The 25399-nt window shown below is 68.3% G+C and carries 32 protein-coding genes; 25 read left to right on the forward strand and 7 right to left on the reverse strand.

What is annotated here, in order from left to right:
* Nucleotide 1 precedes the first annotated feature (1 nt).
* The 18 genes from rplX (at nt 2) to rplQ (ending at nt 10839) form a co-directional block, all read left to right on the forward strand.
* Nucleotides 2-361: a 50S ribosomal protein L24 gene (rplX, locus tag ABD770_RS09140; protein WP_344819241.1), complete on the forward strand. Its 360-nt coding sequence runs from the start codon at nt 2-4 to the stop codon at nt 359-361.
* On the forward strand, nt 361-951 hold the full coding sequence (gene rplE / locus ABD770_RS09145; protein ID WP_344819242.1) for a 50S ribosomal protein L5: 591 nt from the start codon (nt 361-363) through the stop codon (nt 949-951). The genes rplX and rplE overlap by 1 nt, the downstream gene beginning before the upstream one ends.
* A gap of 154 nt (nt 952-1105) precedes the next feature.
* Nucleotides 1106-1504 carry a 30S ribosomal protein S8 gene (rpsH, locus tag ABD770_RS09150; RefSeq protein ID WP_344819243.1) on the forward strand — a complete coding sequence of 133 codons (399 nt, stop codon included), beginning with the start codon at nt 1106-1108 and terminating at the stop codon, nt 1502-1504.
* A gap of 6 nt (nt 1505-1510) precedes the next feature.
* Complete coding sequence (rplF, locus tag ABD770_RS09155) at nt 1511-2047, forward strand: 50S ribosomal protein L6 (protein ID WP_344819244.1); 537 nt, start codon at nt 1511-1513, stop codon at nt 2045-2047.
* A 3-nt stretch (nt 2048-2050) separates the two neighbouring features.
* Nucleotides 2051-2410 carry a 50S ribosomal protein L18 gene (rplR, locus tag ABD770_RS09160; RefSeq protein WP_344819245.1) on the forward strand — a complete coding sequence of 120 codons (360 nt, stop codon included), beginning with the start codon at nt 2051-2053 and terminating at the stop codon, nt 2408-2410.
* Entirely contained in the window at nt 2407-3093 is a 687-nt protein-coding gene (gene rpsE / locus ABD770_RS09165) for a 30S ribosomal protein S5 (RefSeq protein ID WP_344819246.1), read from the forward strand. Before rplR ends, rpsE begins: the two co-directional genes overlap by 4 nt.
* Nucleotides 3093-3278, forward strand: coding sequence for a 50S ribosomal protein L30 (gene rpmD / locus ABD770_RS09170; protein WP_071640253.1), 186 nt, complete (start codon nt 3093-3095; stop codon nt 3276-3278). The genes rpsE and rpmD overlap by 1 nt, the downstream gene beginning before the upstream one ends.
* Nucleotides 3278-3904, forward strand: coding sequence for a 50S ribosomal protein L15 (rplO, locus tag ABD770_RS09175; protein WP_344819247.1), 627 nt, complete (start codon nt 3278-3280; stop codon nt 3902-3904). The genes rpmD and rplO overlap by 1 nt, the downstream gene beginning before the upstream one ends.
* Nucleotides 3905-4017: 113 nt before the next feature.
* Nucleotides 4018-5340, forward strand: coding sequence for a preprotein translocase subunit SecY (gene secY, locus ABD770_RS09180; protein ID WP_344819248.1), 1323 nt, complete (start codon nt 4018-4020; stop codon nt 5338-5340).
* Nucleotides 5337-5933: an adenylate kinase gene (locus tag ABD770_RS09185; protein WP_344819249.1), complete on the forward strand. Its 597-nt coding sequence runs from the start codon at nt 5337-5339 to the stop codon at nt 5931-5933. Before secY ends, ABD770_RS09185 begins: the two co-directional genes overlap by 4 nt.
* A gap of 13 nt (nt 5934-5946) precedes the next feature.
* The gene (map, locus tag ABD770_RS09190; RefSeq protein ID WP_344819250.1) at nt 5947-6795 is read left to right on the forward strand and encodes a type I methionyl aminopeptidase; all 849 of its coding nucleotides are present in this window, start codon (nt 5947-5949) and stop codon (nt 6793-6795) included.
* A gap of 116 nt (nt 6796-6911) precedes the next feature.
* Nucleotides 6912-7580, forward strand: coding sequence for a DsbA family protein (locus ABD770_RS09195; RefSeq protein WP_344819251.1), 669 nt, complete (start codon nt 6912-6914; stop codon nt 7578-7580).
* A gap of 141 nt (nt 7581-7721) precedes the next feature.
* The gene (gene infA, locus ABD770_RS09200; protein ID WP_017201569.1) at nt 7722-7943 is read left to right on the forward strand and encodes a translation initiation factor IF-1; all 222 of its coding nucleotides are present in this window, start codon (nt 7722-7724) and stop codon (nt 7941-7943) included.
* Between the two features lie 82 nt (nt 7944-8025).
* The gene (rpmJ, locus tag ABD770_RS09205; RefSeq protein WP_071644008.1) at nt 8026-8142 is read left to right on the forward strand and encodes a 50S ribosomal protein L36; all 117 of its coding nucleotides are present in this window, start codon (nt 8026-8028) and stop codon (nt 8140-8142) included.
* 198 nt (nt 8143-8340) lie between these two features.
* Nucleotides 8341-8715 (forward strand): 30S ribosomal protein S13, encoded by a 375-nt coding sequence (gene rpsM, locus ABD770_RS09210; protein WP_344819252.1) that lies wholly within the window; start codon nt 8341-8343, stop codon nt 8713-8715.
* A 27-nt stretch (nt 8716-8742) separates the two neighbouring features.
* Nucleotides 8743-9141 (forward strand): 30S ribosomal protein S11, encoded by a 399-nt coding sequence (rpsK, locus tag ABD770_RS09215; protein WP_344819253.1) that lies wholly within the window; start codon nt 8743-8745, stop codon nt 9139-9141.
* A gap of 133 nt (nt 9142-9274) precedes the next feature.
* Nucleotides 9275-10264: a DNA-directed RNA polymerase subunit alpha gene (locus ABD770_RS09220; protein ID WP_344819255.1), complete on the forward strand. Its 990-nt coding sequence runs from the start codon at nt 9275-9277 to the stop codon at nt 10262-10264.
* A gap of 32 nt (nt 10265-10296) precedes the next feature.
* On the forward strand, nt 10297-10839 hold the full coding sequence (gene rplQ, locus ABD770_RS09225) for a 50S ribosomal protein L17 (RefSeq protein WP_344819256.1): 543 nt from the start codon (nt 10297-10299) through the stop codon (nt 10837-10839).
* 102 nt (nt 10840-10941) lie between these two features.
* Here rplQ and ABD770_RS09230 read toward each other — a convergent pair whose 3' ends face one another.
* Nucleotides 10942-12525, reverse strand: coding sequence for an AMP-binding protein (locus ABD770_RS09230; protein WP_344819257.1), 1584 nt, complete (start codon nt 12523-12525; stop codon nt 10942-10944).
* A 51-nt stretch (nt 12526-12576) separates the two neighbouring features.
* Nucleotides 12577-13884, reverse strand: a complete 1308-nt coding sequence (locus ABD770_RS09235; RefSeq protein WP_344819258.1) for a PAS domain-containing protein — start codon at nt 13882-13884, stop codon at nt 12577-12579.
* A 156-nt stretch (nt 13885-14040) separates the two neighbouring features.
* On the opposite strand from ABD770_RS09235, the gene ABD770_RS09240 reads away from it, so the two are divergent.
* From ABD770_RS09240 to ABD770_RS09270, 7 genes are all read left to right on the forward strand, one after another.
* The gene (locus ABD770_RS09240; protein WP_344819259.1) at nt 14041-15057 is read left to right on the forward strand and encodes a Bug family tripartite tricarboxylate transporter substrate binding protein; all 1017 of its coding nucleotides are present in this window, start codon (nt 14041-14043) and stop codon (nt 15055-15057) included.
* 1 nt (nt 15058) lies between these two features.
* The gene (locus ABD770_RS09245) at nt 15059-15604 is read left to right on the forward strand and encodes a tripartite tricarboxylate transporter TctB family protein (protein ID WP_344819260.1); all 546 of its coding nucleotides are present in this window, start codon (nt 15059-15061) and stop codon (nt 15602-15604) included.
* Entirely contained in the window at nt 15604-17151 is a 1548-nt protein-coding gene (locus ABD770_RS09250; protein WP_344819261.1) for a tripartite tricarboxylate transporter permease, read from the forward strand. Before ABD770_RS09245 ends, ABD770_RS09250 begins: the two co-directional genes overlap by 1 nt.
* A 43-nt stretch (nt 17152-17194) precedes the next feature.
* On the forward strand, nt 17195-17989 hold the full coding sequence (locus ABD770_RS09255; RefSeq protein WP_344819262.1) for a sulfite exporter TauE/SafE family protein: 795 nt from the start codon (nt 17195-17197) through the stop codon (nt 17987-17989).
* A gap of 66 nt (nt 17990-18055) precedes the next feature.
* Nucleotides 18056-18517, forward strand: coding sequence for an FAS1-like dehydratase domain-containing protein (locus ABD770_RS09260; RefSeq protein WP_344819264.1), 462 nt, complete (start codon nt 18056-18058; stop codon nt 18515-18517).
* Nucleotides 18517-18918: a MaoC/PaaZ C-terminal domain-containing protein gene (locus ABD770_RS09265; RefSeq protein ID WP_344819265.1), complete on the forward strand. Its 402-nt coding sequence runs from the start codon at nt 18517-18519 to the stop codon at nt 18916-18918. Before ABD770_RS09260 ends, ABD770_RS09265 begins: the two co-directional genes overlap by 1 nt.
* Before the next feature lies 1 nt (nt 18919).
* The gene (locus tag ABD770_RS09270) at nt 18920-20062 is read left to right on the forward strand and encodes a UDP-N-acetylmuramate dehydrogenase (RefSeq protein ID WP_344819266.1); all 1143 of its coding nucleotides are present in this window, start codon (nt 18920-18922) and stop codon (nt 20060-20062) included.
* Nucleotides 20063-20077: 15 nt separating this feature from the next.
* Here the strand turns inward: ABD770_RS09270 and ABD770_RS09275 are convergent, their stop codons facing one another.
* The 5 genes from ABD770_RS09275 to ABD770_RS09295 form a co-directional block, all read right to left on the reverse strand.
* Entirely contained in the window at nt 20078-21280 is a 1203-nt protein-coding gene (locus ABD770_RS09275; RefSeq protein WP_344819267.1) for a pyridoxal phosphate-dependent aminotransferase, read from the reverse strand.
* A gap of 71 nt (nt 21281-21351) precedes the next feature.
* Nucleotides 21352-21792 (reverse strand): hypothetical protein, encoded by a 441-nt coding sequence (locus tag ABD770_RS09280; protein ID WP_344819268.1) that lies wholly within the window; start codon nt 21790-21792, stop codon nt 21352-21354.
* A gap of 18 nt (nt 21793-21810) precedes the next feature.
* Nucleotides 21811-23139 carry a dihydrolipoamide acetyltransferase family protein gene (locus ABD770_RS09285; protein WP_344819269.1) on the reverse strand — a complete coding sequence of 443 codons (1329 nt, stop codon included), beginning with the start codon at nt 23137-23139 and terminating at the stop codon, nt 21811-21813.
* Nucleotides 23136-24143 (reverse strand): alpha-ketoacid dehydrogenase subunit beta, encoded by a 1008-nt coding sequence (locus ABD770_RS09290; protein WP_344819270.1) that lies wholly within the window; start codon nt 24141-24143, stop codon nt 23136-23138. The genes ABD770_RS09285 and ABD770_RS09290 overlap by 4 nt, the downstream gene beginning before the upstream one ends.
* A complete protein-coding gene (locus ABD770_RS09295; RefSeq protein ID WP_344819271.1) occupies nt 24140-25243 on the reverse strand; it encodes a thiamine pyrophosphate-dependent dehydrogenase E1 component subunit alpha in 1104 nt (367 codons plus the stop codon). Before ABD770_RS09295 ends, ABD770_RS09290 begins: the two co-directional genes overlap by 4 nt.
* Nucleotides 25244-25399 lie beyond the last annotated feature (156 nt).

A 25399-nucleotide genomic window follows, 5' to 3' on the forward strand; every position in this document is an offset into this window, starting at 1 on the left:
CATGGCGAAGATCAAGAAGGGCGACCTGGTTCAGGTCATCACCGGTCGCAGGCAGTCCAAGGGCGGCGACCGCGGCAAGCAGGGCAAGGTCCTCGACGTCCTCGTCGAGCAGAACCGCGTCGTGGTGGAGGGCGTGAACTACGTCACCAAGCACACGCGCGTCGGACAGTCCCAGCGCGGCACCAAGACGGGTGGGATCGAGACCGTCGAGGCCCCGATCCACATCTCCAATGTCGCCGTCGTGGACCCCTCGACGAAGAAGCCGACCCGTGTCGGCCACCGCGTCGAGGAGCAGGTCAAGGACGGCGTGAAGCGCACGGTCCGCGTGCGCTACGCGAAGAAGTCAGGTAAGGACCTCTGATGGCAGCTGCTGAGGCTGCGGAGGCTGTCAAGGTGCAGCCCCGCCTGAAGGCCAAGTACAACACTGAGATCAAGAAGGCTCTGCAGGAGCAGTTCGGCTACGCCAACGTCATGCAGATCCCGGGTGTGGTGAAGGTCGTCGTCAACACCGGCGTCGGCGAAGCCGCTCGCGACAGCAAGGTGATCGAGGGCGCCATCGACGACCTGTCCAGGATCACCGGTCAGAAGCCGGTCGTCACGAGGGCCCGCAAATCCATCGCGCAGTTCAAGCTGCGCGAGGGTCAGGCCATCGGCGCGCACGTCACCCTCCGCGGCGATCGTGCGTGGGAGTTCCTGGACCGGCTCGTGAACCTCGCGCTGCCCCGCATCCGGGACTTCCGCGGCCTGTCCGGCGATCAGTTCGACGGCAACGGCAATTACACCTTCGGTCTCCAGGAGCAGAGCGTGTTCCACGAGATCGATCAGGACAAGATCGACCGCGTGCGCGGCTTCGACATCACCGTCGTCACCACGGCCAAGACGGATGACGAGGGTCGCGCGCTCCTGCGCGCGCTCGGCTTCCCGTTCAAGGCCGCCGACGCGGCGGCATGACCGGCTCGACGGGCTCGGCGATCCACGCGGTCGACGAGCCCGTCGGACGGCCCGTACAATTGAAGATCGTGCGTCCACTCGGACGCGTCCCATTCATTGCAGGCCGTCTGTCGTGTAACGGCAGCCGGAACCTCATGATCGAAGGAATCACACTATGACGATGACAGACCCGGTCGCAGACATGCTGACCCGTCTGCGCAACGCGAACTCGGCGCACCACGATTCCGTGTCGATGCCGTCGAGCAAGCTCAAGAAGAACATCGCGGAGATCCTCCAGCAGGAGGGCTACATCGCCGGCTTCGAGGTCACCGACGCGCGCGTCGGCAGCAGCCTCACCCTGTCGCTCAAGTACGGTCCCAACCGCGAGCGCTCCATCGCCGGCATCAAGCGCGTGTCGAAGCCCGGTCTCCGCGTCTACGCGAAGTCGACCGAGCTGCCCAAGGTCCTCGGCGGTCTGGGCGTCGCCATCCTGTCCACCTCCTCCGGTCTCCTCACCGACCGCCAGGCCGAGCAGAAGGGCGTGGGCGGAGAAGTTCTCGCCTACGTGTGGTGATCTGACATGTCGCGCATCGGACGACTTCCCATCGAGATCCCCGCGGGTGTGACCGTCTCGGTCGACGGCCGCGAGGTCGCGGTGAAGGGCCCCAAGGGCGAGCTCACCCTGACGGTCGCATCCCCCATCCAGGTCGAGGTCCAGGAGGGCCAGGTCCTGGTCACCCGCCCCGACGACGAGCGCGAGTCCCGGTCGCTCCACGGTCTGACCCGTACGCTCATCCAGAACGACATCATCGGCGTGACCCAGGGCTACTCCAAGGGCCTCGAGGTCGTCGGCACCGGTTACCGTGTGCAGCAGAAGGGCAGCTCGGTCGAGTTCGCCCTCGGCTTCTCGCACCCGGTCCTCGTCGACCCGCCGGCCGGCATCACGCTGACGGTCGAGGGCACGAACAAGCTCACCGTCAGCGGCATCAGCAAGCAGGCTGTCGGTGAGGCGGCCGCCAACATCCGCAAGATCCGCAAGCCCGAGCCGTACAAGGGCAAGGGTGTGCGCTACGCCGGCGAGGTCGTGCGTCGCAAGGCCGGAAAGGCTGGTAAGTAACCAATGGCTCTCAAGTCCAAGTCCGCCGCCCGCGCTCGTCGCCACGCCCGTCTTCGCAAGAAGATCATCGGCAGCGAGGCGCGTCCGCGCCTGGTCGTCACCCGCTCCGCACGCCACGTGTTCGTGCAGCTGGTGGATGACAGCAGGGGCCACACCGTGGCATCCGCTTCCACGCTCGAGACCGACCTGCGCTCCTTCGACGGTGACAAGACCGCCAAGGCCCGCAAGGTGGGCGAGCTTCTCGCCGCGCGCGCCAAGGCCGCCGGCTTTTCCGAGGCCGTCTTCGACCGCGGCGGCAACCGCTACGCCGGTCGTGTCGCGGCGATCGCCGAGGGCGCCCGTGAAGGGGGTCTGGCACTGTGAGTGACAACAAGGAGAACGAAGTGACCGAAACCGCTCCTGCCGAGGCTGCGGCTCAGGCCGAGCCGCAGCGCGAGCAGCGTGACGGCCGTCGCGGTGGCCGCGACCGCGGTCAGGGCCGCGACCGCAACTCGCGCGACCGTGGCGACAACCAGTTCCTGGAGCGCGTGGTCACCATCAACCGCGTCTCGAAGGTCGTCAAGGGCGGCCGTCGGTTCAGCTTCACCGCCCTCGTGGTCGTCGGCGACGGCAACGGGCTGGTCGGCGTCGGCTATGGCAAGGCGCGCGAGGTCCCGCTCGCCATCTCGAAGGGCGTCGAAGAGGCCAAGCGCAACTTCTTCCGCGTGCCGCGCGTCGGCTCGACCATCCCGCACCCCGTGCAGGGCGAGTCCGCCGCGGGTGTCGTGCTGCTGCGTCCGGCCGCCGCCGGTACCGGTGTCATCGCGGGTGGTCCGGTCCGTGCTGTGCTGGAGTGCGCGGGCATCCACGACGTGCTCTCGAAGTCGCTGGGCTCGTCGAACACGATCAACATCGTGCACGCCACCGTCGAGGCGCTGCAGGGTCTCGAGGAGCCGCGCGCCGTCGCGGCCCGCCGTGGCCTGGACTACGACGCCGTCGTGCCGGAGATCATCATCCGCAACGAGGCGAAGGCCGCTGCCGCCGCCGCGCAGAAGGTAGGTGCCTGATGGCCGAGCGCCTCAAGGTCACGCAGATCAAGTCCAAGGTGAGTGAGAAGCAGAACCAGCGTGACACGCTGCGTTCGCTCGGGCTCAAGCGGATCGGCGACTCGGTCGTCCGTCCGGACGACGCGCAGACGCGCGGCTACGTCCGCGCCGTCGCTCACCTCGTCAAGGTTGAGGAGATCGACTAATGGCTGAGAAGAACGAGGCCGAGAAGGCCGAGAAGGCCGAGGCTCCCAAGGCGGCCGAGAAGAAGGCCGCGGCTCCCAAGGCCGCCGCCAAGAAGCCGGCATCCGCCGCCAAGAGCACGGCCAAGGCCACGCCGGCGAAGGCCGCGGGCAAGAAGTCGGCGGCCGAGAAGGAAGCCGTCGCCGACCGCCCCGCCGTGCTGAAGGTGCACCACCTGCGTCCGGTCCCCGGCGCCAATACCGCGAAGACCCGTGTCGGTCGCGGTGAGGCCTCGAAGGGCAAGACCGCCGGCCGCGGCACCAAGGGCACCAAGGCCCGCAACACCGTGCGGCTGGGCTTCGAGGGCGGGCAGATGCCGCTGCACATGCGCGCCCCGAAGCTGCGCGGGTTCAAGAACCCGTTCCGCGTCGAGTACCAGGTCGTGAACCTGGCCAAGCTCGCCGAGCTGTACCCGGAGGGCGGAGACGTCACCGTGGGCGACCTGGTCGCCAAGGGCGCCGTGCGCAAGAACGAGAAGGTCAAGGTCCTGGGCGACGGCGACATCTCGGTCAAGCTCTCCGTGTCCGTGGACAAGGTGTCCGGCAGCGCCGAGCAGAAGATCCTGGCGGCCGGTGGCTCGGTCGACTGATCGCACAGCCGTGAGCGTACGAAGGGGTCGGAGATTCTCCGGCCCCTTCCGTGCGCTACGCTGGACTTTCGGCCGTCCTTCGATGTTCGGCAAGCCCTTCAGGAGGAACGCCCTTGTTTAGCGCCATCGCGCGAATCTTCCGCACCCCCGACCTTCGTGCGAAGATCCTTTTCACCATCGGAATCATCGCCGTGTACCGCCTCGGCTCGAACGTGCCGTCGCCGTTCGTGCACTTCCCGAACGTCGAGGAGTGCCTTGCCGCGAACTCCGGCACCGATGGTCTGCTCGGCCTCGTGAACCTCTTCTCCGGTGGAGCGCTGCTGCAGCTGTCCATCTTCGCGCTGGGTGTGATGCCCTACATCACCGCGACGATCATCGTGCAGCTGCTGCGCGTCGTCATCCCGCACTTCGAGGCCCTCCACCAGGAAGGGCAGTCGGGCCAGACCAAGCTCACGCAGTACACCCGTTACCTCACCATCGCTCTCGCCCTGCTGCAGTCCAGCACCCTGGTGACCGTGGCACGAAGCGGTCAGCTGTTCGGTCAGACGAGCGTCTCCGCCTGCCAGAATCTGCTCACCAACGACGTGTGGTGGGCGCAGCTGCTGGTCATCATGGCGATGACCGCCGGCACGGGCCTCATCATGTGGATGGCCGAGCTGGTGACCGAGCGGGGCATCGGCAACGGCATGTCGCTGCTGATCTTCGTCTCCATCGCCGCGACCTTCCCGTCGGCCATGTGGGGGATCGAGGAGGCCAGGGGCTTCGACGTCTTCCTGCTCGTGCTCATCATCGGTCTGATCGTGATGACGCTGATCGTGTACGTGGAGCAGTCCCAGCGCCGGGTGCCCGTGCAGTACGCCAAGCGCATGGTGGGGCGCCGCACCTACGGCGGCACGAACACGTACATTCCGATCAAGGTCAACATGGCCGGTGTGATCCCGATCATCTTCGCCTCGTCGCTGCTGTACCTGCCCATGCTCGTGGCGCAGTTCAACACGCCCACCGACGGCTCCGAGCCCCCGGCCTGGGTGGCCTGGGTGTCGACCTACCTCGTCTCCGGCGACCAGCCGCTGTACATGCTGGTGTACTTCCTGCTGAACATCGGCTTCACGTTCTTCTACGTCGCGATCACCTTCAACCCGGTCGAGATCGCCGACAACATGAAGAAGTACGGCGGGTTCATCCCCGGCATCCGTGCGGGACGTCCGACGGCGGAGTACCTCGACTACGTGATCACCCGCATCACGTTCCCCGGCTCGCTGTACCTCGGCATCGTCGCGCTGATCCCGCTGATCGCGCTGGCGACGGTGCAGGCCAACCAGAACTTCCCGTTCGGCGGCGCCTCCATCCTCATCATCGTGGGTGTCGGGCTCGAGACCGTCAAGCAGATCGACGCGCAGCTCCAGCAGCGCCATTACGAAGGGCTCCTCCGATGACCGCATCCGCTCGTCTGCTGATCGTCGGTCCGCAGGGCTCGGGCAAGGGCACGCAGGGCGTGCGCGTGGCAGGGGCGCTGGACATCCCCGTCGTCTCCACCGGCGACATCTTCCGCGCCAACATCAAGGAGGGCACCCAGCTCGGCCGACGGGTGACCGCCATCCTCGATGCGGGTGACCTCGTGCCGGACGAGCTGACCAGTGAGATCGTGCGTGACCGGCTCTCCCAGGCCGATGCGGCGGCGGGCTTCCTCCTCGATGGATACCCCCGCAACACCGCGCAGGTCGATCATCTCGACGAGTTCCTCGCCGGTGCGGGTGCGGCGCTGGACGCGGTGATCCTGCTCGATGTGCCGCGCGAGGAGAGCATCGCCAGGCTTCGCCTGCGCGCGGTCGAGCAGGGGCGCTCGGACGACACCGACGACGCCATCGCGCGTCGTCTGGACATCTATCAGAACGAGACGGCGCCCATCATCTCGGTGTACGAGCCGCGGGGCGTCGTCGACCGCATCGATGGGGTCGGCACGCTCGACGAGATCACCGCGCGCATCTCTGCGGCGCTGGGCGCTCGCGGTATCGTGATGTCGGCCTGAGCGCACGCACCCGATGTTCCGCAAGTCGATCTACAAGACCCCCGCACAGCTGCGCTCGATGGTCGAGCCCGGACTGATCACGGCCGCCGCCCTGGACGCGGTGCGTCCGCTGATGCGCGCCGGCGTGACCACGGCGGAGCTGGACGCCGCCGCGGAGCGCGTGATCCTCCAGCGCGGCGCGGAGTCGAACTTCAAACTCGTGCGCGGGTATCGCCACACCACCTGCGTGTCGGTCAACGAGCAGGTGGTGCACGGCATCCCCGGCGAGCTGATGCTGCAGCCCGGCGACATCGTGTCCGTCGACTGCGGTGCGCAGTATCAGGGCTGGAACGGCGACAGCGCGCGTACCTTCGTCGTACCCGATCCCGCGCGCCCGGAGCTCGTCGCCCGCAGGCAGGAGCTCTCCCGTGTGACGGAGGGGTCGATGTGGGCGGGGATCGCCGCGATGGCATCCGCGACGCACGTCGGTCAGGTCGGCGCGGCCATCCAGGACCACATCGAGGCACAGGGCCCCTCCGCGGTCTCGGGGGCGACCTACGGCATCCTGCGCGAGTACGTCGGGCACGGCATCGGACGGAAGATGCATGAAGCGCCGAGCGTGTTCAACTACCGGACGCCGGACGCGGGCGCCGAGATCCGCGACGGACTGGTCCTGGCCATCGAACCGATGGTCACCGCCGGCGGAGAGGCGACGCTCGTCGAGGACGACGACTGGACGGTCTCGACCGTCGACGGGACCGACGGGGCGCACTGGGAGCACAGCGTCGCCCGGCACGCCGGCGGCATCTGGGTGCTGACCGCGGCGGACGGCGGAGCTGCGGGCCTCGCCCCCTTCGGCGTGACGCCCGTGCCGATCCCGTAGCCCGGTCGCCGTCGGACCGTGCGCGCAGCCATCCGGGTACGGGAGAGGGTCACAGGGGAGGCATAGCGTGCCCACGGCAGAATGGGGGGACCATTTCTGCAGAGGATCGGACTGTCATGGCTCAGGCCCAGAGCAAGCGCAATTGGTTCGCCATCGTGATCTCCATCGTCGTCGTCGTCGCACTCATCGCGCTCGGCGCCGTCGTGGTGTGGATGAACAACATGGCCACGGATGCCGGCCCTGCACCCGTCAGCAGCCAGGAGTTCGACGCCGAGAGCGGCGCGATCACCTTCGGCGAGGGCAAGGACGTCATCGACGTGTTCGTGGACTTCCAGTGCCCGATCTGCCGGGATTTCGAGGAGCAGTTCGGCGCGCAGCTGATGGAGGCCGCCGAAGGCGACAGGATCACGCTGGCGTATCACCCCGTCGCGATCCTCGACCGGTACTCCCAGGGCACCGATTACTCGTCGCGTTCCGCCGGCGCGGCGGTGTGCGTCGCCGAGACCCACCCGGATGCGTACCTCGACTTCGCCCAGCTGCTCTTCGACAACCAGCCGGCCGAGAACACCCCGGGACTGGAGACCAGCCGACTGGCCGACTACGCCGCGCAGGTCGGCGCTGACGACGCGGTGTCCTGCATCACGGACGAGACCTACCGGAAGTTCGGCGCCGCGCAGGCGAAGAAGCACGAAGTCGCGGGAACCCCCACCGTGGACATCAACGGCACGCGACTGAACATGCAGGACAGCGCCGACTTCCAGAAGTTCGTCGACCTCATCAGCTGACCCGAGTTGCCCGACAGGCGTGGACGGTCTATTATGGACCCTTGGTGCTGTGCGCCTTTTCTCGGCGTGTCCGCGTGAGGTGGCACCGATCATCACCCATCCACCGCAGATCGGCCGATCTGCAGAAGCGTCAGCGAGGCTATGGCTAAGAAAGACGGTGTCATCGAGATCGAGGGCGTGATCTCCGAGGCTCTTCCCAACGCGATGTTCCGCGTCGAGCTCAGCAACGGTCACAAGGTCCTGGCGACGATCTCCGGAAAGATGCGGCAGAACTACATCCGCATCATCCCCGAGGACCGCGTGGTCGTGGAGCTCTCCCCCTACGATCTCACCCGCGGCCGCATCGTCTACCGCTACCGCTGATCGGCCGAGAAGTAACGGCGATCCCGGCCGCTCCGTTCGTCGGAGGGTCAGGAGCGCACGAAGACAGCGAACAGGAAACAACATGAAGGTCAACCCCAGCGTCAAGCCCATCTGCGACCACTGCCGCGTGATCCGTCGTCACGGTCGCGTCATGGTGATCTGCAAGAGCAACCCGCGCCACAAGCAGCGCCAGGGTTGATGTGAGTGGTGTCGAGGCGGCGAAGCCGCGCCGGCACGCGAACGTCAAGGTCGAGCGAGCGCAAGCGAGTCGAAACCCACCCACAACTCAATATCGAACACAGGCAGCATCGGATGCCGCGCACGCGGCGGACACCCCGGGGCGGAGGCCCGGGAACGGATGCTGCTCCACACCTCCACAACATTCCAGGAGAACCGCATGGCACGTCTTGCCGGCGTCGACATCCCGCGCGACAAGCGCGTGGTGATCGCCCTCACCTACATCTACGGCATCGGCCGCACCCGCTCCGCCGAGATCCTCAAGGCCACCGGGATCGACGAGTCGATCCGCGTCAAGGACCTCACCGACGAGCAGCTCGTGGCCCTCCGCGACCACATCGAAGGCAACTACAAGGTGGAGGGCGACCTGCGCCGCGAGGTCGCTGCAGACATCCGCCGCAAGGTGGAGATCGGCTCGTACGAGGGCATCCGCCACCGTCGCGGTCTTCCCGTCCGCGGACAGCGCACCAAGACCAACGCCCGCACCCGCAAGGGCCCGAAGCGCACCGTCGCCGGCAAGAAGAAGGCCCGCTAAGCGGCCAGGGAATAGGAGAACACTTTCATGGCTGCACCCAAGACCGCCGCGCGCAAGCCGCGCCGCAAGGAGAAGAAGAACATCGCACTGGGCCAGGCCCACATCAAGTCGACGTTCAACAACACCATCGTCTCGATCACCGACCCCTCAGGCGCCGTCGTCAGCTGGGCGTCGTCGGGCGGCGTGGGCTTCAAGGGCTCGCGCAAGTCGACCCCGTACGCCGCCGGCATGGCGGCGGAATCCGCCGCCCGTCAGGCGGCCGAGCACGGCGTCAAGAAGGTCGATGTGTTCGTGAAGGGTCCGGGTTCGGGCCGCGAGACCGCGATCCGCTCGCTGCAGGCCGCCGGCCTCGAGGTGGGGTCCATCCAGGACGTCACCCCGCAGGCGCACAACGGCTGCCGCCCGCCGAAGCGCCGCCGCGTCTGATCGCGCGACGTCAGCCCTGCAGGGCCCTCGACCAGTCGGGGCCCGCAGGGCTCAGTCGCCCGCAGATCCCCACAACTCAAGACCTCACCAAACACATGTCATATAGCGGGCATGTGATCGAAAGGAACACATAGTGCTCATCGCACAGCGTCCCACTCTCACCGAGGAAAAGATCTCCGAGAACCGCAGTCGGTTCGTCATCGAGCCGCTGGAGCCCGGCTTCGGATACACGATCGGCAATGCGCTGCGTCGCAGCCTGCTCTCCTCGATCCCCGGTGCGTCCGTCACCACCATTCGCATCGACGGCGTGCTGCACGAGTTCAGCACGATCCCCGGTGTGAAGGAGGACGTGACCGAGATCATCCTCAACATCAAGCAGCTGGTCGTCTCCAGCGAGCGCGACGAGCCCATCACCGCCTACCTGCGCAAGACGGGCGCCGGCGAGGTCACCGCAGCCGACATCTCCGCTCCGGCGGGCGTCGAGGTGCACAACCCCGACCTGGTCATCGCGACGCTCAACGACACCGCCCGCTTCGAGCTCGAGCTCACGATCGAGCGCGGCCGCGGCTACGTGTCCGCCTCGCAGAACCGCAACGAGTACGCCGAGGCCGGTCAGATCCCCGTCGACTCGATCTACTCCCCGGTTCTCAAGGTCGCCTACCGCGTCGACGCGACCCGCGCCGGTGAGCGGACGGACTTCGACAAGCTCGTCCTCGATGTGGAGACGAAGTCGTCCATCAGCCCGCGCGACGCCGTCGCCTCGGCGGCCAAGACCCTCACCGAGCTGTTCGGCCTCGCCCGCGAGCTGAATGTCGAGGCCGAGGGCATCGAGATCGGCCCCGCGCCTGTCGAGGCCGTGCTCTCCAGCGAGCTGTCCATGCCGATCGAAGACCTCGATCTGTCGGTGCGCTCCTACAACTGCCTCAAGCGCGAGGGCATCAACACCGTCTCGGAGCTGGTCGCCCTTTCCGAGACGCAGCTGATGAACATCCGCAATTTCGGTCAGAAGTCGGTCGACGAGGTGCGCGACAAGCTCGTCTCGCTCGGTCTGTCGCTGAAGGATTCGGTGCCCGGTTTCGACGGCGCCCACTTCTACAGCGGCACCGAGGACGAGTCCTTCTGATACCCGACATCTTTCCGACCAGGAGTTAGATTATGCCCAAGCCCACCAAGGGTCCCCGCCTCGGAGGCGGTCCTGCCCACGAGCGCCTTCTTCTCGCGAACCTCGCAGGAGCGCTCTTCATCCACAAGTCGATCAAGACCACGGAGACCAAGGCGAAGCGGCTCCGTCCGCTGGCGGAGCGTCTCATCACGCTCGGCAAGCGCGGCGACCTGCACGCCCGCCGTCGCGCACTGACCGTGCTGCGCTCCAACAAGGAGGCCGCGCACGTCCTGTTCAGCGAGATCGCACCGCTGGTCGCCGAGCGCGAGGGCGGATACACCCGGATCACCAAGATCGGCAACCGCAAGGGCGACAACGCCCCCATGGCCGTCATCGAGCTGGTGCTCGATCCCGTCACCCCGAAGGTGAAGAAGGCCGCGAAGCCCGCTGCCAAGGCTGAGAAGACCGAGGACGCCCCCGCCGAGGAGACCGTCGAGGAGACCACGGCCGATGCTCCCGCCGAGGAGACCACGGCCGATGCCCCCGTCGAGGAGACCACGGCCGAGGACGCTCCCGCCGAGGAGAAGGCCGAGTAGGACTGCAGACTGCTCGACACGGAGCCCGCCGCCCCGCAGGGGACGGCGGGCTCCGTCGTCCGGTCCGCCTGCTGAGGCTCGCACTCCGCAGACGGACGGCGCTCAGGCCTGCTGCCTGGCGCGCAGGTCCTTGCGGAGGATCTTGCCGGAGCTGGACTTCGGGATGACGTCGATGAACTCGACGATGCGCACCTTCTCGTGCGGGGCGACATGCGCCGCGACGAACTCCATCACATCGTCCGCCGACAGATCGGCACCGGTCTGCCGCACCACGAAGGCCTTCGGAACCTCCTGGCCGTCGGCGTCGTTCGCGCCGATCACCGCGGCATCCGCGATCCCCGGATGCTCGAGCAGCACGGCCTCGAGGATCGCCGGAGCGACCTGGTAGCCCTTGTACTTGATGAGCTCCTTGAGGCGGTCCACGATCCGGAAGATGCCGTCGGCGGTGACGGTGGCCATGTCGCCGGTGCGCAGCCAGCCGTCGGCATCCAGCATCTCGGCCGTGGCATCCGGGCGCTTCAGGTACCCGACCATCACCTGCGGGCCGCGCACCCACAGCTCGCCGGGAGTGCTCGCTCCGGACTCGGGCACCTCCACGTCGTTCCCCGTGTCCGGGTCCACCAGTCGCGCCTGGGTGTTGGGCACCAGCGGCCCGATCGAGGATTTGTCGATGTCGGGCCGCTCGGCGGGGATGAGGTTGACGGCCGGGCTCGTCTCGGTCATCCCATAGCCCTGGACCACCTCGCAGCCCAGGCGCTTCTGCACGGCGGACGCCAGGGCTCCATCCAGCGGAGCGGCGCCGGAGAAGACGACCCTCACGGCGGAGAGGTCGTACTCGTCCACGATGGGGTGCTTCGCGAGCGCCACGGCGATCGGCGGGGCGACGAACACCCAGCTCGTGCGATGCTCCTGGATGATGCGCAGGAACTCGACCAGATCGAACTTCGGCATCGTCACCAGGCCCGCGCGCTGGATGAGGGCGAAGTTCAGCAGCACCGTCATCCCGTAGATGTGGAAGAACGGCAGCACGGCCAGGATCCTGTCCTCGGCGCCGACGCTCAGCAGCGCCCGTGCCTGGGCGACGTTGGCGACGAGGTTGCGATGCGTGAGCATCACGCCCTTGGGGCGGCCGGTGGTGCCCGACGAGTACGGCAGCACGGCGAGGTGCGTCGCCGGGTCGAAGGAGACCTCCGGGGCGGAGTGCCCCTCGCCGAGCAGGCCGCGCAGGTTCGGGTGGCCCTCGGCGCCGTCCAGCACGATCAGGTGGTCGTCGGGCATCCCCGCTCGGGCGGCGGCGGCCTTCGCCCCGGGCAGCAGCGGGGAGACGGTGATGAGCCATTCGGCCTCAGCATCCTGCAGCTGGTTCAGGATCTCGTCGGGCGTGTACAGCGAGTTGATCGTGGTGGCCGTCGCCCCCGCCCGGAGGATGCCGTGGAAGACCGTGGCGAACGCGGGCACGTTGGGGCACAGTACGGCGATCGTGTCCCCGGTTCCGATGCCGCGGGCGGCCAGGGCTCCGGCGAACAGGTCGATCTGGGCGACGAGCTGACGGTAGGTCGTCTCGGCGCCCGTCGACCCGTCGATGATCGCCACGCGCTCGAGGGTCTGATCGTCGAGCCCGCCGAAGAGGAAGTCGTGGATCGAGGCGTTCGGGATCTCGACGTCAGGGTAGGTGCTGTGCAGCATGTGATCTCCTTCGATCGTTCGTCCCGCTTCTGCCGTGTGGGGCGGTGGCAGTCAGTCTCGCACAGCGGGAGATGACGCGGCTCCCGGTATCGCCAAGGACTCGGTGACGAGAGACTCCGTGACGCGATACCGCGTGCCGGGCCGCCCCCTGGTCGAGTAGTCCAGCGAGCGCAGCGCACGGCCAGTGCTGGCCAGGTGCTCCAGGTATCTTCGGGCGCTCACCCGCGAGATGGACAGCACAGTGCCGAGCTCGGAGGCGGAGGAATCCGGATGCGCGGCCAGCGCCGTCGACACCCTTTCCAGCGTCTCCGCGCTCAGCCCCTTCGGAAGTCCCGCGCGACGACGGAACGCGATGATCGCATCCGCCTCCTCGACCCGTCGCACCACATCGTGCAGTTCGGTGTGATCGCGCAGCAGCAGGGTCGCCTCGACGGATGCCGTGCCGTCGTGGGCACCGGTGCTGCGGGCGACCAGCACCCGGTCGCCGACGATCACCGGACGTCCGGCGTCCTCGCCGTCCCGCAGCACCGCCAGGAGCTCCGGTCCGAGCACGTCCTCCGCCGCCGCGTCGGCGATCTCGTCCCGCTCCCGGCCCAGGAGCCGTGCGGCGGCATCGTTGACGAGCGTGATCCGGCCGTGCGCATCCACGCTGATGACGCCCTCGCTGAGCCCGTGCAAGGTGGTTTCCTGGTTGCGCACGAGCGCCGTGATCTCATGGGGTTCCAGTCTGTGGATCCGGCGCCGGATCACCGACGTCGCCCAGGCCGAGCCCAGCATCCCCAGCACGGCGGCGGCGAGCATCGCGCCGATGATCCAGGCGAGATTCGCGGCGAACTCGCCGTCACCCTGAGACTCGAGGATGCCGACCGACACGGTGCCGATCACGTCGGCGCCGTCGAAGATGGGCACCTTCACGCGCCACGAGGTGCCCAGTGTCCCCGTCTCGGTGCCCATGAAGATCCGGCCGGACAACGGCACCGATGGGTCCGTGGACACCGGCTCCCCGATGCGCTCGGGGTGCGGGTGCGAGTAGCGGATGCCGTCGGCGTTGGCGACGACGACGTAGGTGAGGTCGGATGCCTTGCGGATCGTCTCCGCGAGGGGCTGGATGGTCGATGACGGGTCCGCGTCGTCGAACGCGTCGTGGATCACCGGCATGGAGGCGATCGACTGCGCGACCGCGAGCATCCGATCCTCATAGGCGTCGCGCACCGTGTGCGCCTGGATGATCCCGGCCGTCAGACCGGCGATGAGAGTGACCACGGCGACGATGAGCGCCTGCAGCAGGATCAGCTGCACCCGCAGCGTCATCCGGCCGTCACCGGGCTGCGGCGAGATGTGCTTCGTCGTCGAGGTCACACCTCATTGTCTCCCCGGACGCCGCCGCACGGAACGAGCAGAGCACGGCATCCGCGACCAATACTTTCCTAACCCCGACCAATGATTTCGTAACCGGAGCGATCGGCGCGTGCGTGGCTAACGTGGCGTCATCCCACACCGCTCGAGGAGGAGCGCATGAAGAGATCACGCACTGCACTGATGGCGATCGCGGCGGCAGCCGCTCTCGCCCTGACCGGATGCTCCACGGCGGCGGACGGCGGTGACGGCTCCGCCTCCGCAGGCGACGCGGAGCCGACCTTCACCGATGTCTCCGTCATCGTCCCCGCCGACCCCGGCGGGGGATGGGATCAGACCGGCCGGACCATCGCGAAGGTGCTCACCGAGCAGGACATCGTCGGCAGCGCCCCCGTCACCAACGTGGGCGGCGCGGGCGGCACGATCGGCCTGGCGCAACTCGCCAACGTGAAGGACCCGGCGACGCTCATGGTCGACGGACTGGTCATGGTGGGTGCCATCGAGACCAACGGCTCCCAGGTGCGCCTGGAGGACACCACGCCCATCGCCCGTCTCACCGACGAGGCGCTCGTGGTGGTCGTCCCCGCCGACTCCCCGTACAAAGACCTGAAGGGCCTCGTCGAGGACATCGTCGAGCGGGGCCAGGAGGTCACGGTCACGGGAGGGTCGGCGGGCGGCGCCGACCACATCCTCGCCGGACTCATGCTCGAGGCCGCCGGTCTGAAGGGCGCGGAGATCCCCGCGAAGCTGAACTACACGCCCAACGCCGGCGGTGGCGAGGCCGTGTCGCTGATCCTGGGCGGCAAGGTCGCCGCCGGCATCTCCGGAGTCGCCGAGTTCCAGCAGCACATCGAGGCCGGCACCATGCGCGCCCTGGCCGTGTCCGGCGAGGAGGAGGTCCCGCAGCTGCCGGGCGTGCCCACCATCACCGAGGCGGGCTACGACGTGGTGCTCACCAACTGGCGCGGGGTGATCGCCCCCGGCGACATCACCGACGCCGACCGTGCCGAGCTCGAGCGCATCATGACCGAGATGCACGACACGGACGCCTGGACGCAGGAGTTGAAGACGAAGGGGTGGGCGGACGCCTTCCTCATCGGCCCCGAGCTGGATGCGTTCGTCACGCAGAACATCTCCGATGTGACCGGCACGCTCAAGAACATCGGGCTGATCTGACATGACCGCCCCGATCACAGGGGCGAACGGGCGGGCCGAGGACTCTCGGCCCGCCCTGCGGGTTCCGCTCGGAGAGCTCGCCTTCGCCCTGCTCATGCTCGTCCTCGGCGTGCTCGCGCTGATCGGCGCCTTCCGGATCCACGTGCCGGTGGGCATCCAGGTCGGTCCGCGGGTGTTCCCCATCGCCGTCTCGGCGCTGCTGATCGCCACAGCCGGGGCCGTCGTCATCGGCGCACTGCGCGGTCAGCGCGCGGAACCGGAGGACGGCGAGGACGTCGACCCGGACGCGAGCACCGACTGGCTCACGCTCGCGAAGATCGTCGGCGCGCTCATCGCGCACCTGCTGCTGATCGATCCCCTCGGCTGGGCGCCCGCGGCGGCCGTGCTGTTCGGCGCCGTGGCCTGGACTCTCGGTGCCAGGCGCTGGTGGCTCGGCTTCGTGATCGGACTGGTCGTGGCGCTCGCCGTGCAGGTGGTGTTCGGCGGACTGCTCGGGCTGTCGCTGCCCTGGGGACCCGTCTTCGGATGGCTGGGAGGGATGTTCTGATGGACAGCTGGAGTCTGCTCCTGGAGGGGTTCGCGACCGCATTGCAGCCGCAGTACCTCCTGTGGGCGTTCGTCGGGGTCTTCATCGGCACCGCCGTCGGCGTGCTGCCGGGCATCGGGCCCGCCATGACCGTCGCACTTCTGCTGCCGCTGACCTACACGCTGGATGCCACGGCGGCCATCATCACCTTCGCGGGCATCTACTACGGCGGCATGTACGGCGGATCCACCACCAGCATCCTGCTGAACACCCCCGGCGAATCGGCATCGATCGTCACGGCCATAGAGGGGAACAGGATGGCCAAGCTCGGCCGTGGCGCCGCGGCGCTCGCGACGGCCGCCATCGGCTCGTTCGTCGCGGGCACCATCGCCACGGTCGGGCTCACGCTCCTGGCGCCCGTCCTGGCGGACTTCGCGGTGTCGCTCGGCCCCGCCGACAAGCTCGCGCTCATCGTCGTCGCCTTCATCACCGTCGGCGCGCTGATGGGCAGATCGGTCTCGCGCGGGGTGCTGTCGCTCGCGATCGGGCTGTTCATCGGGCTCATCGGCACCGATGTTCTCTCGGGTCAGCAGCGGTACACCCTCGGCATGCCGGTGCTGGGCGAGGGGATCAGCGTCGTGCTCGTGGCCGTCGGCCTCTTCGCGGTCGGCGAGACGCTGTACGTCGCGGCGAGGCTCCGACACGGCGGCGTGGACGTCATCCCCGTGACGAAGGGGTGGCGCAGCTGGATGACGAAGGACGACTGGAAGCGCTCATGGAAGCCGTGGCTGCGCGGCACCGCGATCGGGTTCCCGATCGGCACGATCCCCGCGGGCGGCGCGGACGTGGCCACCTTCCTCTCCTACGCCGCCGAGCGCAGGCTCTCCAAGCGCAAGGACGAGTTCGGCCGTGGCGCGATCGAGGGCGTGGCCGGCCCGGAGGCCGCGAACAACGCGGCGGCCGCGGGGGTGCTCGTCCCGCTGCTGACCCTGGGGCTGCCGACGACGGCGACCGCGGCGATCATCCTGTTCGCGTTCCAGTCCTACGGCATCCAGCCCGGCCCCCAGCTGTTCGCCAACCAGCCGGCGCTGGTGTGGGCGCTGGTGGCGAGCCTGTACCTGGGCAACCTCATCCTCATCGTGCTGAACCTGCCGCTGGTGGGCATGTGGGTCAAGCTGCTGCAGATCCCGCGTCCGTACCTGTACGCCGGCATCCTCATGTTCGCCGCGTTCGGGGCGTACGCGATCCGGTTCGCCGTGGCGGACGTGGTCATCCTGCTCATCATCGGCGTGCTCGGGTACTTCATGCGCCGCTTCGCGGTCCCCGTCGCCCCTCTGGTGGTCGGCATGATCCTCGGGCCGATGGGCGAGGCGGAGATGCGCAAGGCGCTGCAGCTGAGCCAGGGCGATCCCAGCACACTGGTCATGCAGCCGTTCGCCGCGGCGGCGTACGGAGTGCTCGTGGTGCTCATCCTCGGCGCGCTGTGGCTGCGGCGGCGGCAGACCCGTTACGAGCAGCGCCTGACCGAGACCATCGCCGTCCCGATCACGGCTGATCAGGAGGTGTGACCGTCGGCGAAGGGCGCGGGGCTTCCGGGATAGTCTGGTTCCCGTGCATGAGGACCAGGCGATCACCCGGGGGCCTCGCGCCTATGTCGCGTTCGTCGTCATCGGCCTGACCGCAGGTCTGCTGTCAGGGTTGTTCGGCGTCGGCGGGGGAACGGTCATCGTCCCGCTGCTGGTGCTGATGCTGCGCTTCGATCAGCGCAGGGCGGCCGGCACGTCCCTGGCGGCCATCGTGCCGACGGCGAGCGTCGGAGTGGTCTCCTACGCCCTGTCCGGGTCGGTGGCCTGGATCGCGGCCCTCGTCCTCGCCGCCGCGTCCGTCATCGGCGCGCAGATCGGAACCCGCCTGCTGCCGAGGATCTCGCAGGCGGCGCTGCGATGGGGATTCGTCGCCTTCCTCGTGGTCGTCATCGTGAACCTGTTCATCGTCATCCCCTCCAGGGACGCCGAGTTCGTCCTCGGCTGGGGCAGCGGGGCGGGGCTTGTGACGCTCGGTCTGATCACCGGGATCATCGCGGGGCTCATCGGCGTCGGCGGCGGGGCGGTCATCGTCCCCGCGCTCATGATCGTCTTCGGCACCAGCGACCTCGTCGCCAAGGGGACCTCGCTCATGATGATGATCCCCACGGCGATCTCCGGCACGGTGGGCAACATCCGGCACCGCAACGTCGAGATCGCCGGGGCGCTGATCATCGGGGTCGCGGCGTGCACGATGACCGCGTTCGGAGCCTGGCTCGCCACGCTCATCGACCCCTTCACCGGCAACGTCCTGTTCGCCGCCTACCTGTTGGCGGTCGCCGTGCAGATGGGGCTGAGGGCCCTCCGACTGCGCGGTCGGTGAGCGGTTCGACCCGCGCGGGCACGGATCACCGACGGTCCCTCGTCCGAGCCCGGATAGGATCGAGGGGTGCCCGTGAACAACGATCTGGTCGGCCGGGAGTTCCCGCCGACGGCCCCCTACCTCGTCGGCCGCGAGAAGGTGCGCGAGTTCGCCCGCGCGGTCTTCGCCGACGCCCCGCAGCACACCGATGTCGCGGCCGCGCAGAGAGCCGGTTACGCCGACGTGGTCGCGCCGCCGACCTTCGCGATGGTCATCCAGGACCTCACCCTGCAGCAGCTGCTGGCCGAGCCGGACTCCGGCATCGTGCTGGCGCGCACCATCCACGCCGAGCAGCGCTTCACCTACTCGCGCCCCATCGTCGCGGGCGATGAGCTCACCGCGCAGCTGGCCGTCACCGGCATCCGCGCCCTCGGCGGCAATGCGATGATCACGAGTGACGCGACCATCACCGACGCATCGGGCGAGCACGTCGTGACCGCGACGAGCGTGCTGCTGGTCGGCTCGGATGACGAGGGGGAGGACGCCTGATGTCCGAGCTCGTCGTGGGCGACGTGATCGCCGAGCGCACCGTGCACCTGACCCGCGAGTCGCTCGTGCGCTACGCCGGCGCATCCGGTGACTTCAACCCCATCCACTACCGCGACGACGTCGCGGTCTCGGTCGGTCTGCCCGGAGTGCTCGCGCACGGGATGCTGACGATGGGCCTGGCCTCCTCGGTCGCGCTGGCGGCGCTCCCCGCCGATGTGCGGCTGATCGACTACGGCGTGCGCTTCACCAAGCCCGTCCTCGTCGATGCGGAGTCCGGTGCGGACGTGCACGTCCTCGCGAAGGTCGGCGCCGTGGACGAGACCTCGGCCCGCATCGACCTGACCGTGAAGGCCGCGGAGACGACCGTGCTCGTCAAGGCGCAGCTTCGGATCGCCCGCTGAGATGACATCGCTCGAGGTGCCCGCGATCCCGCTGCGCGAACTGACCACCCTGCGGACGGGGGCGGCACCGGCACGGATGCTGGACGCGACCACCTCCGCTGAGCTGGTCGCCGCACTGCAGGAGGTGTGGGCTCGAGGCGAGGACTGGTTCGTGCTGGGCGGCGGTTCGAACCTGTTCGTCGGCGATGAGCCGTTCGACGGTGCCGTGGTCCGGATCCTCAGCACCGGCGTGGAGGAGCTCCCCTCGCCGCACGAGGGACGCATCCGGCTGCGGGTGCAGGCGGGGCACGGCTGGGACGACCTGGTCGCTTACACGGTGGCCCGGGGCTATGCCGGCATCGAGGCGATGAGCGGCATCCCCGGCACCGTCGGCGCCGCCCCCGTGCAGAACGTCGGCGCCTACGGGCAGGAGATCCAGGAGACCCTCGTCGAGGTCGAGCTCGTCGACGAGGAATCCGACGGGCCGGTCGTCGTGCCGGCCGCCGAGTTGGGCCTGGGCTTTCGCACCTCAGTGCTCAAGCATCACTACGGCGCGTCCCCGCAGCGGCGGGCGGTCATCGTGTCGGTCACCCTCGATCTCGCCGTCACGGGCGATGCCGGACGGGTCATCCACGGGGACCAGCTGCGGCGCGCACTGGGACTGGAGGGCTTCGAGCCGGTGCCGCTGGAGTGGGTGCGTTCGCGCATCCTGCAGACGCGGGCGGCGAAGGGCATGCTGCTGGACGAGGACGACGCCGACACGCACAGCGCCGGGTCGTTCTTCCAGAACGCGATCGTCTCCGAGCACTTCGCACGGACTCTGCCGCCGGAGTGCCCGCGGTGGCCGGTCGAGCCCGACCTCGACACCGTCACCGTCATCCCGCTGGACTCGTACGTCGGGCTGGCCCCTCGCGCCGAGCGCCCGGACGGGATGGTCAAGGTCAGCTCCGCATGGCTGATCGAGAACTCCGGCATCCGCAAGGGATTCCGGCTGCCCCGGTCGCGTGCCGCCATCTCCACCAAGCACGCCCTGGCACTGACCAACCGCGGCGGGGCGAGCGCGGCCGAACTGAGCGAACTGGCACGGTTCATCCAGGGTCGTGTACACGCCGAGTTCGGGCTGCTGCTGCAGCCCGAGCCCGTGCTGGTGGGCGTGGAGCTGTAACCCGAACTCGGGGGCTCAGGACGCGAACAGCCTCTGCAGTCGCTGCACGCCCTCCAGCAGCTGGTCATCGCCCAGGGCGTACGCCATGCGGATGTAACCGGACGGGCCGAAGGCCTCACCGGGGACGACCGCGACCTCCGCCTGGTCCAGGATCAGGTCCGCCAGCTCCAGCGAGGTGGTGGGTGTCACACCGCCCCAGCTGCGGCCCAGCAGGCCCTGCACGTCGGGGTACACGTAGAACGCGCCGGTCGAATTCGGGACCACGAGGCCCTCGATCTTCGAGAGTTCGGAGACGATCAGGCGGCGACGGCGGTCGAAGGCCTCGCGCATCGCCTCGGCCTCGTCCTGCGGGCCGTTGAGGGCGGCGATCGCACCGCGCTGCGCGACGTTGTTGACGTTGCTGCTCAAGTGCGACTGCAGGTTGCCGGCGATCTTGATGGCATCCGCGGGTCCCACCATCCAGCCCACCCGCCAGCCGGTCATCGCGTACGTCTTGGCGACGCCGTTGACGAGGATGGTCTGGTTCGCGATCTCCGGCAGTGCCTGCACGATCGAGGTGGCCTGCACACCGTCGTACGTGAGGTTCTGGTAGATCTCGTCCGAGACGATCCAGATGCCGTGTTCCAGCGCCCACTCCGCGATGGCCCGCGTCTCCTCGGCGGTGTACACCGAACCGGTGGGGTTCGAGGGCGAGACGAACACCAGCACGGTCGTGCGGTCGGTACGGGCGGCCTCCAACTGCTCCACGGTGACCTTGTAATCCTGGTCGGCACCGGCGAACACCTCGACCGGGGTGCCGTCCGCCAGGCGGATCGCCTCCGGATAGGTGGTCCAGTAGGGGGTGGGCAGCAGCACCTCGTCGCCCGGGTTGATGACGGCCTGGAACGCCTGGTAGACCGACTGCTTGCCGCCGTTGGTGACGATGATCTGGCCGGGGGAGACCGCAAGACCCGAATCGCGCAGCGTCTTCGCGGCGATGGCCTCGCGCAGTGCGGGAAGGCCGGTGGCGGGGGTGTAGCGATAATTCGCGGGGTCGGTGAGGGCTTCGGCCGCGGCGTCCACGATGAACTGCGGAGTGGGGAAGTCGGGTTCACCGGCCGCATAGGAGATGACGGGCCTGCCGTCGGCCTTGAGCGCCTTCGCCTTGGCATCCACCTTCAAGGTGGCGGACTCGGCGATGGCGGAGAGCTTGCGGGAGAGGGGTGCGCGTTCAGTCACGTCTTGAATGGTACCCGGACGCGTGCGTCCTCACGCGGCGACCGGTACCCTGTGCCCGCCGCCGGAGCCCGTCAGCTGCGGAAGGCGGACGGCACGGCGCAGTAGTCGGCGAACCGGCGGGACGGATGCTCCGGGTCGGTCACCTCGACCAGGGCGGTGGCGGCGGTGTGCGGCGCCTCGTCGCCGACCATCAGCCACACGCTGAAGTGCCACATGCCGCGACGGGCGGAGTCCAGCAGGTCGGCATCACCGGCGACCACGAGCACGGCGTCCTCACGCGTGCTGCGGAAGGGGGTGATGAGCTCGGCTCGCAGCACGTCGGCATCCACGGCATCCGGCGTCCGCGCCCGCGCGGCGATCCCCCTGGCCGTCAACGCGTCGGCCAGCCGCGCGGCGAACGCGGTGGAGCGGTCGCGATCCGGACTGGAGACGGCGATCATCCGCGAACCCCGAGGGTAGGAGCGCAGGAACTCGTCGATGACGCTGTCGAGCAGGGGAACCGTGTCGGCCATGGGCCCCAGGGTACGCCTCTACGGGGTGCGCGGGGCCGGTGGTTGCGATCCGCCTGCTCGGGCGGCCTGGAGCACGGATCGTGCCGGATCGGTGAGCAGGGCACCGATATCCGTGAGGAACCGGGCGGCATCCGCGCCGTCGATGAGTCGATGATCGAACGAGAGACTCAGCGTGAGCACATCGCGCAGGGCGATCTCATCCCTGTGATTCCATGGCAGGCGACGGACCGCGCCCACTCCGAGGATCGCCGCTTCTCCGGGGTTGATGATCGGGGTTCCCGCGTCGATGCCGAGGCTTCCGATATTCGTGATGGTGATGGTACCCGCCCGCAGATCGTCCGTACTCGCTCTGCCCTCGCGTGCGACGCCGACCAGTTCCCGGATCCGCTCTGCCAGGGGGAGCAGGCCGAGTTCCTGCGCATTCTTGATGTTCGGCACGATGAGGCCGCGATCCGTCGCCGTGGCGATGCCCAGGTTGACGGCCGCGAATTGGACGATGTGACCGGATTCCTCGTCCCAGCGCGAGTTCATCATCGGGTGGGCGTCGATGACCAGGAGCAGTGCCTGCGAGACCATCGCCAGCATGTTCACTCGTGCGCCCTCGGAACGGAGTCTGGACAGCAGCGCCTCGGACTCGGTCACGTCGACGGTGAGGAACTCGGTCACATGCGGGGCGGTGAATGCGCTCTCGACCATCGCGCGCGCTGTTGCTCGGCGCACGCCGGTGATCGGAATCCGGGTTCTGACGGGGAGGGGATCCTGTGGCGCGGACGAGACGTGCGACGGCGCCGGGCTCACATCGCGCGCCCCCGCGATCGCCGTCATCACATCGACGCGCTCGACACGGCCGTGGGGGCCGGTGCCGACGATGGCGGCGATGTCCACCCCGGCATCCGCGGCGAGTTTGCGCACGGGGGGAGTGGAGCGCGGCCTCCGAGGCGATGCCGACGTGGGTGACAGCGGACCACTCGCATCCGACGACCGCTCTGCGCTGGCGGATCGTCGTCGCCGGCGCACCGGCTGCTCCCGGGCCGCGCCATAGCCGACGAGAAGGCCCGGATCGGATGAGAGTGTGGTCTCGGGCCGAGGTTGGGAGACATCGGTCGACGTCGTCTGTACCGACAGCAGGGGTGCGCCCACTTCCACCGTTGACCCGACCGGGGCGTGCAGGGCGCTGACGGTGCCGTCGAACGGAGAGGGCAACTCGACCACGGCCTTGGCCGTCTCGACGTCGGCGATGATCTGATTGAGCGCCACGTGATCGCCCACGTCCACGTGCCAGGCGAGAACCTCAGCGTCGGTGAGTCCCTCGCCGAGGTCCGGAAGGTGGAAGTCACGGGTGCTCATGGCTTCTCCACGCCTGCATGGGGGCGCCCGAGCACGCGGTCGACGCCGTCGAGGATGCGGTCGAGGTCCGGGACGTAATGCCGTTCGAGCTTCGCAGGCGGATACGGCGTGTCGAATCCGGCGATTATGGTGGGTGGCGCTTCCAGGAACTCGAAGCAGCGGTCGGTGACGGCGGCGACGATGCTCGCGCCCACACCGCCCTGGAGCGGAGCTTCATGCGCCACGACGAGGCGTCCGGTGCGCACGACCGAGTCCTCGATCAGTCGGTCATCCACGGGTGAGAGCGATCGCAGGTCGATGACCTCGAGTGAGACGCCTTCCGCGGCGGCTGCCTCGGCGGCGTCCAGCGCGGTCTGGACGAGTGCTCCGTACACGACGAGAGTGACGTCCGACCCGGCTCGGAGAACTCTGCCCTCGTGCAAGGGGTGAAGCACCCGACCGGAGACGGACTCGTCGAGCTCCCCCCTGGTGTGGTAGCGCCGTTTCGGTTCCAGGAAGATGACGGGGTCGTCGTCGGAGATCGACTGCCTCAGCATGTCGTAGGCGTCCTGCGGTGTCGCGCACGTGACGACTCGGAGTCCTGGGGTGTGGGCGAAGTACGCCTCCGGCGACTCCGAATGATGCTCGACCGCTCCCACTCCGCCACCGAACGGCATGCGGATCGTGACGGGGAACCGCACCTGACCGCGCGTCCGATAGTGGAGCTTGGCGAGCTGCGTGACGATCTGGTCCATGGCGGGGTAGATGAACCCGTCGAACTGTATCTCCACGACGGGGCGGAAACCTCGATAGGCGAGTCCGATCGCCGTGCCGACGATCGCGCCCTCTGCGAGTGGGGCATCGACGACTCGTCGGGGGCCGAACTCGTCCTGGAGTCCGTCGGTGACGCGGAAGACACCGCCGAGCCGGCCGATGTCCTCGCCGATCAGCACGACGTCGCCGTCCTCGGAGAGCGCGCGTCGCAGGCCCGCGTTCAGCGCGGACCTCATCGTGGCGACGGTCATGATCCCTCCTCCTCGAACATTCCGAGGTAGGCGGAGAGGAAAGATCTCTGACGGTCGATCACGCGGTGCTCGGTGGAGTACACATGCGCGAAGATCTCCTCGGGGTCGGGGTCTGACAGCGCGAGACACTCTTCTCTCAGCACCCGTGCGATCTCGTCCGACTCCGAGTCGGCGAGATCCCGCAGCCCGGTGGACTCGTCTGCGGCGGCCAGCAGCCTCTCGAGCCGCAGCAGAGGGTCTCGTGTGCGCCAGTCCTCCAGCTCCTGCTCCGGCCGGTACCTGGAAGGGTCGTCCGAGGTGGTGTGCGGGCCCATCCGATAGGTGATGGCCTCGATGAACACCGGGGCGCCATGCTCACGGATGTGCGCCAGCGCGAAGCGTGTGGCGGCGAGTGCCGCGAGCACGTCGTTGCCGTCGATACGGATGGCGGGGATTCCGAAGCCCAGTGCTCTCTGCGCCAGCGGTGCTCGTGACTGCAGGCCGACGGGCTCGGAGATCGCGTACTGGTTGTTCTGGCAGAAGAACAGCACGGGGAGATTGAAGCTGGCGGCGAACACCATCGCCTCGCTCACACTGCCCTGACTCGTCGCGCCGTCGCCGAAGTACGTCACAGCGACGTCATCCGACTCCTGGTTGCGGATTCCCATGCCGTAACCGACGGCGTGCAGGGTCTGCGCTCCGATGATGATCTGCATCGGAGCCATGCGGATCTCGAGGGGGTCCCAACCGGAATGAGCGGTGCCGCGGCACATTCTGAGCAGCTCGACCGGCTTCGCGCCGCGAAGATGGGCGACGGCGTGCTCTCGGTAGCTGGAGAAGACGAAGTCGTCAGTCCGCAACGCCCGGGCAGAGCCGACCTGAGCCGCTTCCTGTCCCAGCAGCGGCGCCCACAGTCCGAGTTCCCCCTGGCGCTGCAGTGCCGTCGCCTCGGTGTCGATGCGTCGTACGACGGCCATGTCCCTGTAGAGGCCGCGCAGATCGTCGATGGTGAGGTCGGTGATCATCGTGTCGAGCTCGGGATGCGGGATGCGCTCGCCGTCTTCGCTCACGAGTGCTATCGTCTCGTCACCATCTGTCCACCACGGTGATGTCCGCGTCATCGAGAACTCCTCCCGTCCAGAGCATGAGGCCGTGCTCCCGCCGCAGGTGAGATGGGCGGGGTGTCATGGGGGATTATGACCGTGGCTGACAGGATGTTCAACTGTCCGTCATCGAACTGCTCCGGATGTCCGGCAGAGCGCTCCGCAATCTCGCTC

This window comes from Microbacterium soli, assembly GCF_039539005.1.
GTDB classification, from domain to species: Bacteria; Actinomycetota; Actinomycetes; order Actinomycetales; family Microbacteriaceae; genus Microbacterium; species Microbacterium soli.

What these genes read in the sequence shown, in the direction of transcription:
- rpsM (WP_344819252.1), top strand. Translation starts at nt 8,341, where the DNA reads ATGGCACGTCTTGCCGGCGTCGACATCCCGCGCGACAAGCGCGTGGTG.
- ABD770_RS09245 (WP_344819260.1), top strand. Translation starts at nt 15,059, where the DNA reads ATGACCGCCCCGATCACAGGGGCGAACGGGCGGGCCGAGGACTCTCGG.
- map (WP_344819250.1), top strand. Translation starts at nt 5,947, where the DNA reads ATGTTCCGCAAGTCGATCTACAAGACCCCCGCACAGCTGCGCTCGATG.
- ABD770_RS09250 (WP_344819261.1), top strand. Translation starts at nt 15,604, where the DNA reads ATGGACAGCTGGAGTCTGCTCCTGGAGGGGTTCGCGACCGCATTGCAG.
- rplX (WP_344819241.1), top strand. Translation starts at nt 2, where the DNA reads ATGGCGAAGATCAAGAAGGGCGACCTGGTTCAGGTCATCACCGGTCGC.
- ABD770_RS09185 (WP_344819249.1), top strand. Translation starts at nt 5,337, where the DNA reads ATGACCGCATCCGCTCGTCTGCTGATCGTCGGTCCGCAGGGCTCGGGC.
- rplO (WP_344819247.1), top strand. Translation starts at nt 3,278, where the DNA reads ATGGCTGAGAAGAACGAGGCCGAGAAGGCCGAGAAGGCCGAGGCTCCC.
- rplR (WP_344819245.1), top strand. Translation starts at nt 2,051, where the DNA reads ATGGCTCTCAAGTCCAAGTCCGCCGCCCGCGCTCGTCGCCACGCCCGT.
- rplF (WP_344819244.1), top strand. Translation starts at nt 1,511, where the DNA reads ATGTCGCGCATCGGACGACTTCCCATCGAGATCCCCGCGGGTGTGACC.
- ABD770_RS09195 (WP_344819251.1), top strand. Translation starts at nt 6,912, where the DNA reads ATGGCTCAGGCCCAGAGCAAGCGCAATTGGTTCGCCATCGTGATCTCC.
- ABD770_RS09240 (WP_344819259.1), top strand. Translation starts at nt 14,041, where the DNA reads ATGAAGAGATCACGCACTGCACTGATGGCGATCGCGGCGGCAGCCGCT.
- ABD770_RS09295 (WP_344819271.1), bottom strand. Translation starts at nt 25,243, where the DNA reads ATGACGCGGACATCACCGTGGTGGACAGATGGTGACGAGACGATAGCA.
- rplQ (WP_344819256.1), top strand. Translation starts at nt 10,297, where the DNA reads ATGCCCAAGCCCACCAAGGGTCCCCGCCTCGGAGGCGGTCCTGCCCAC.
- ABD770_RS09265 (WP_344819265.1), top strand. Translation starts at nt 18,517, where the DNA reads ATGTCCGAGCTCGTCGTGGGCGACGTGATCGCCGAGCGCACCGTGCAC.
- ABD770_RS09290 (WP_344819270.1), bottom strand. Translation starts at nt 24,143, where the DNA reads ATGACCGTCGCCACGATGAGGTCCGCGCTGAACGCGGGCCTGCGACGC.
- rplE (WP_344819242.1), top strand. Translation starts at nt 361, where the DNA reads ATGGCAGCTGCTGAGGCTGCGGAGGCTGTCAAGGTGCAGCCCCGCCTG.
- rpmD (WP_071640253.1), top strand. Translation starts at nt 3,093, where the DNA reads ATGGCCGAGCGCCTCAAGGTCACGCAGATCAAGTCCAAGGTGAGTGAG.
- infA (WP_017201569.1), top strand. Translation starts at nt 7,722, where the DNA reads ATGGCTAAGAAAGACGGTGTCATCGAGATCGAGGGCGTGATCTCCGAG.
- rpsK (WP_344819253.1), top strand. Translation starts at nt 8,743, where the DNA reads ATGGCTGCACCCAAGACCGCCGCGCGCAAGCCGCGCCGCAAGGAGAAG.
- ABD770_RS09280 (WP_344819268.1), bottom strand. Translation starts at nt 21,792, where the DNA reads ATGGCCGACACGGTTCCCCTGCTCGACAGCGTCATCGACGAGTTCCTG.
- rpsH (WP_344819243.1), top strand. Translation starts at nt 1,106, where the DNA reads ATGACGATGACAGACCCGGTCGCAGACATGCTGACCCGTCTGCGCAAC.
- ABD770_RS09230 (WP_344819257.1), bottom strand. Translation starts at nt 12,525, where the DNA reads ATGCTGCACAGCACCTACCCTGACGTCGAGATCCCGAACGCCTCGATC.
- rpmJ (WP_071644008.1), top strand. Translation starts at nt 8,026, where the DNA reads ATGAAGGTCAACCCCAGCGTCAAGCCCATCTGCGACCACTGCCGCGTG.
- ABD770_RS09285 (WP_344819269.1), bottom strand. Translation starts at nt 23,139, where the DNA reads ATGAGCACCCGTGACTTCCACCTTCCGGACCTCGGCGAGGGACTCACC.
- ABD770_RS09270 (WP_344819266.1), top strand. Translation starts at nt 18,920, where the DNA reads ATGACATCGCTCGAGGTGCCCGCGATCCCGCTGCGCGAACTGACCACC.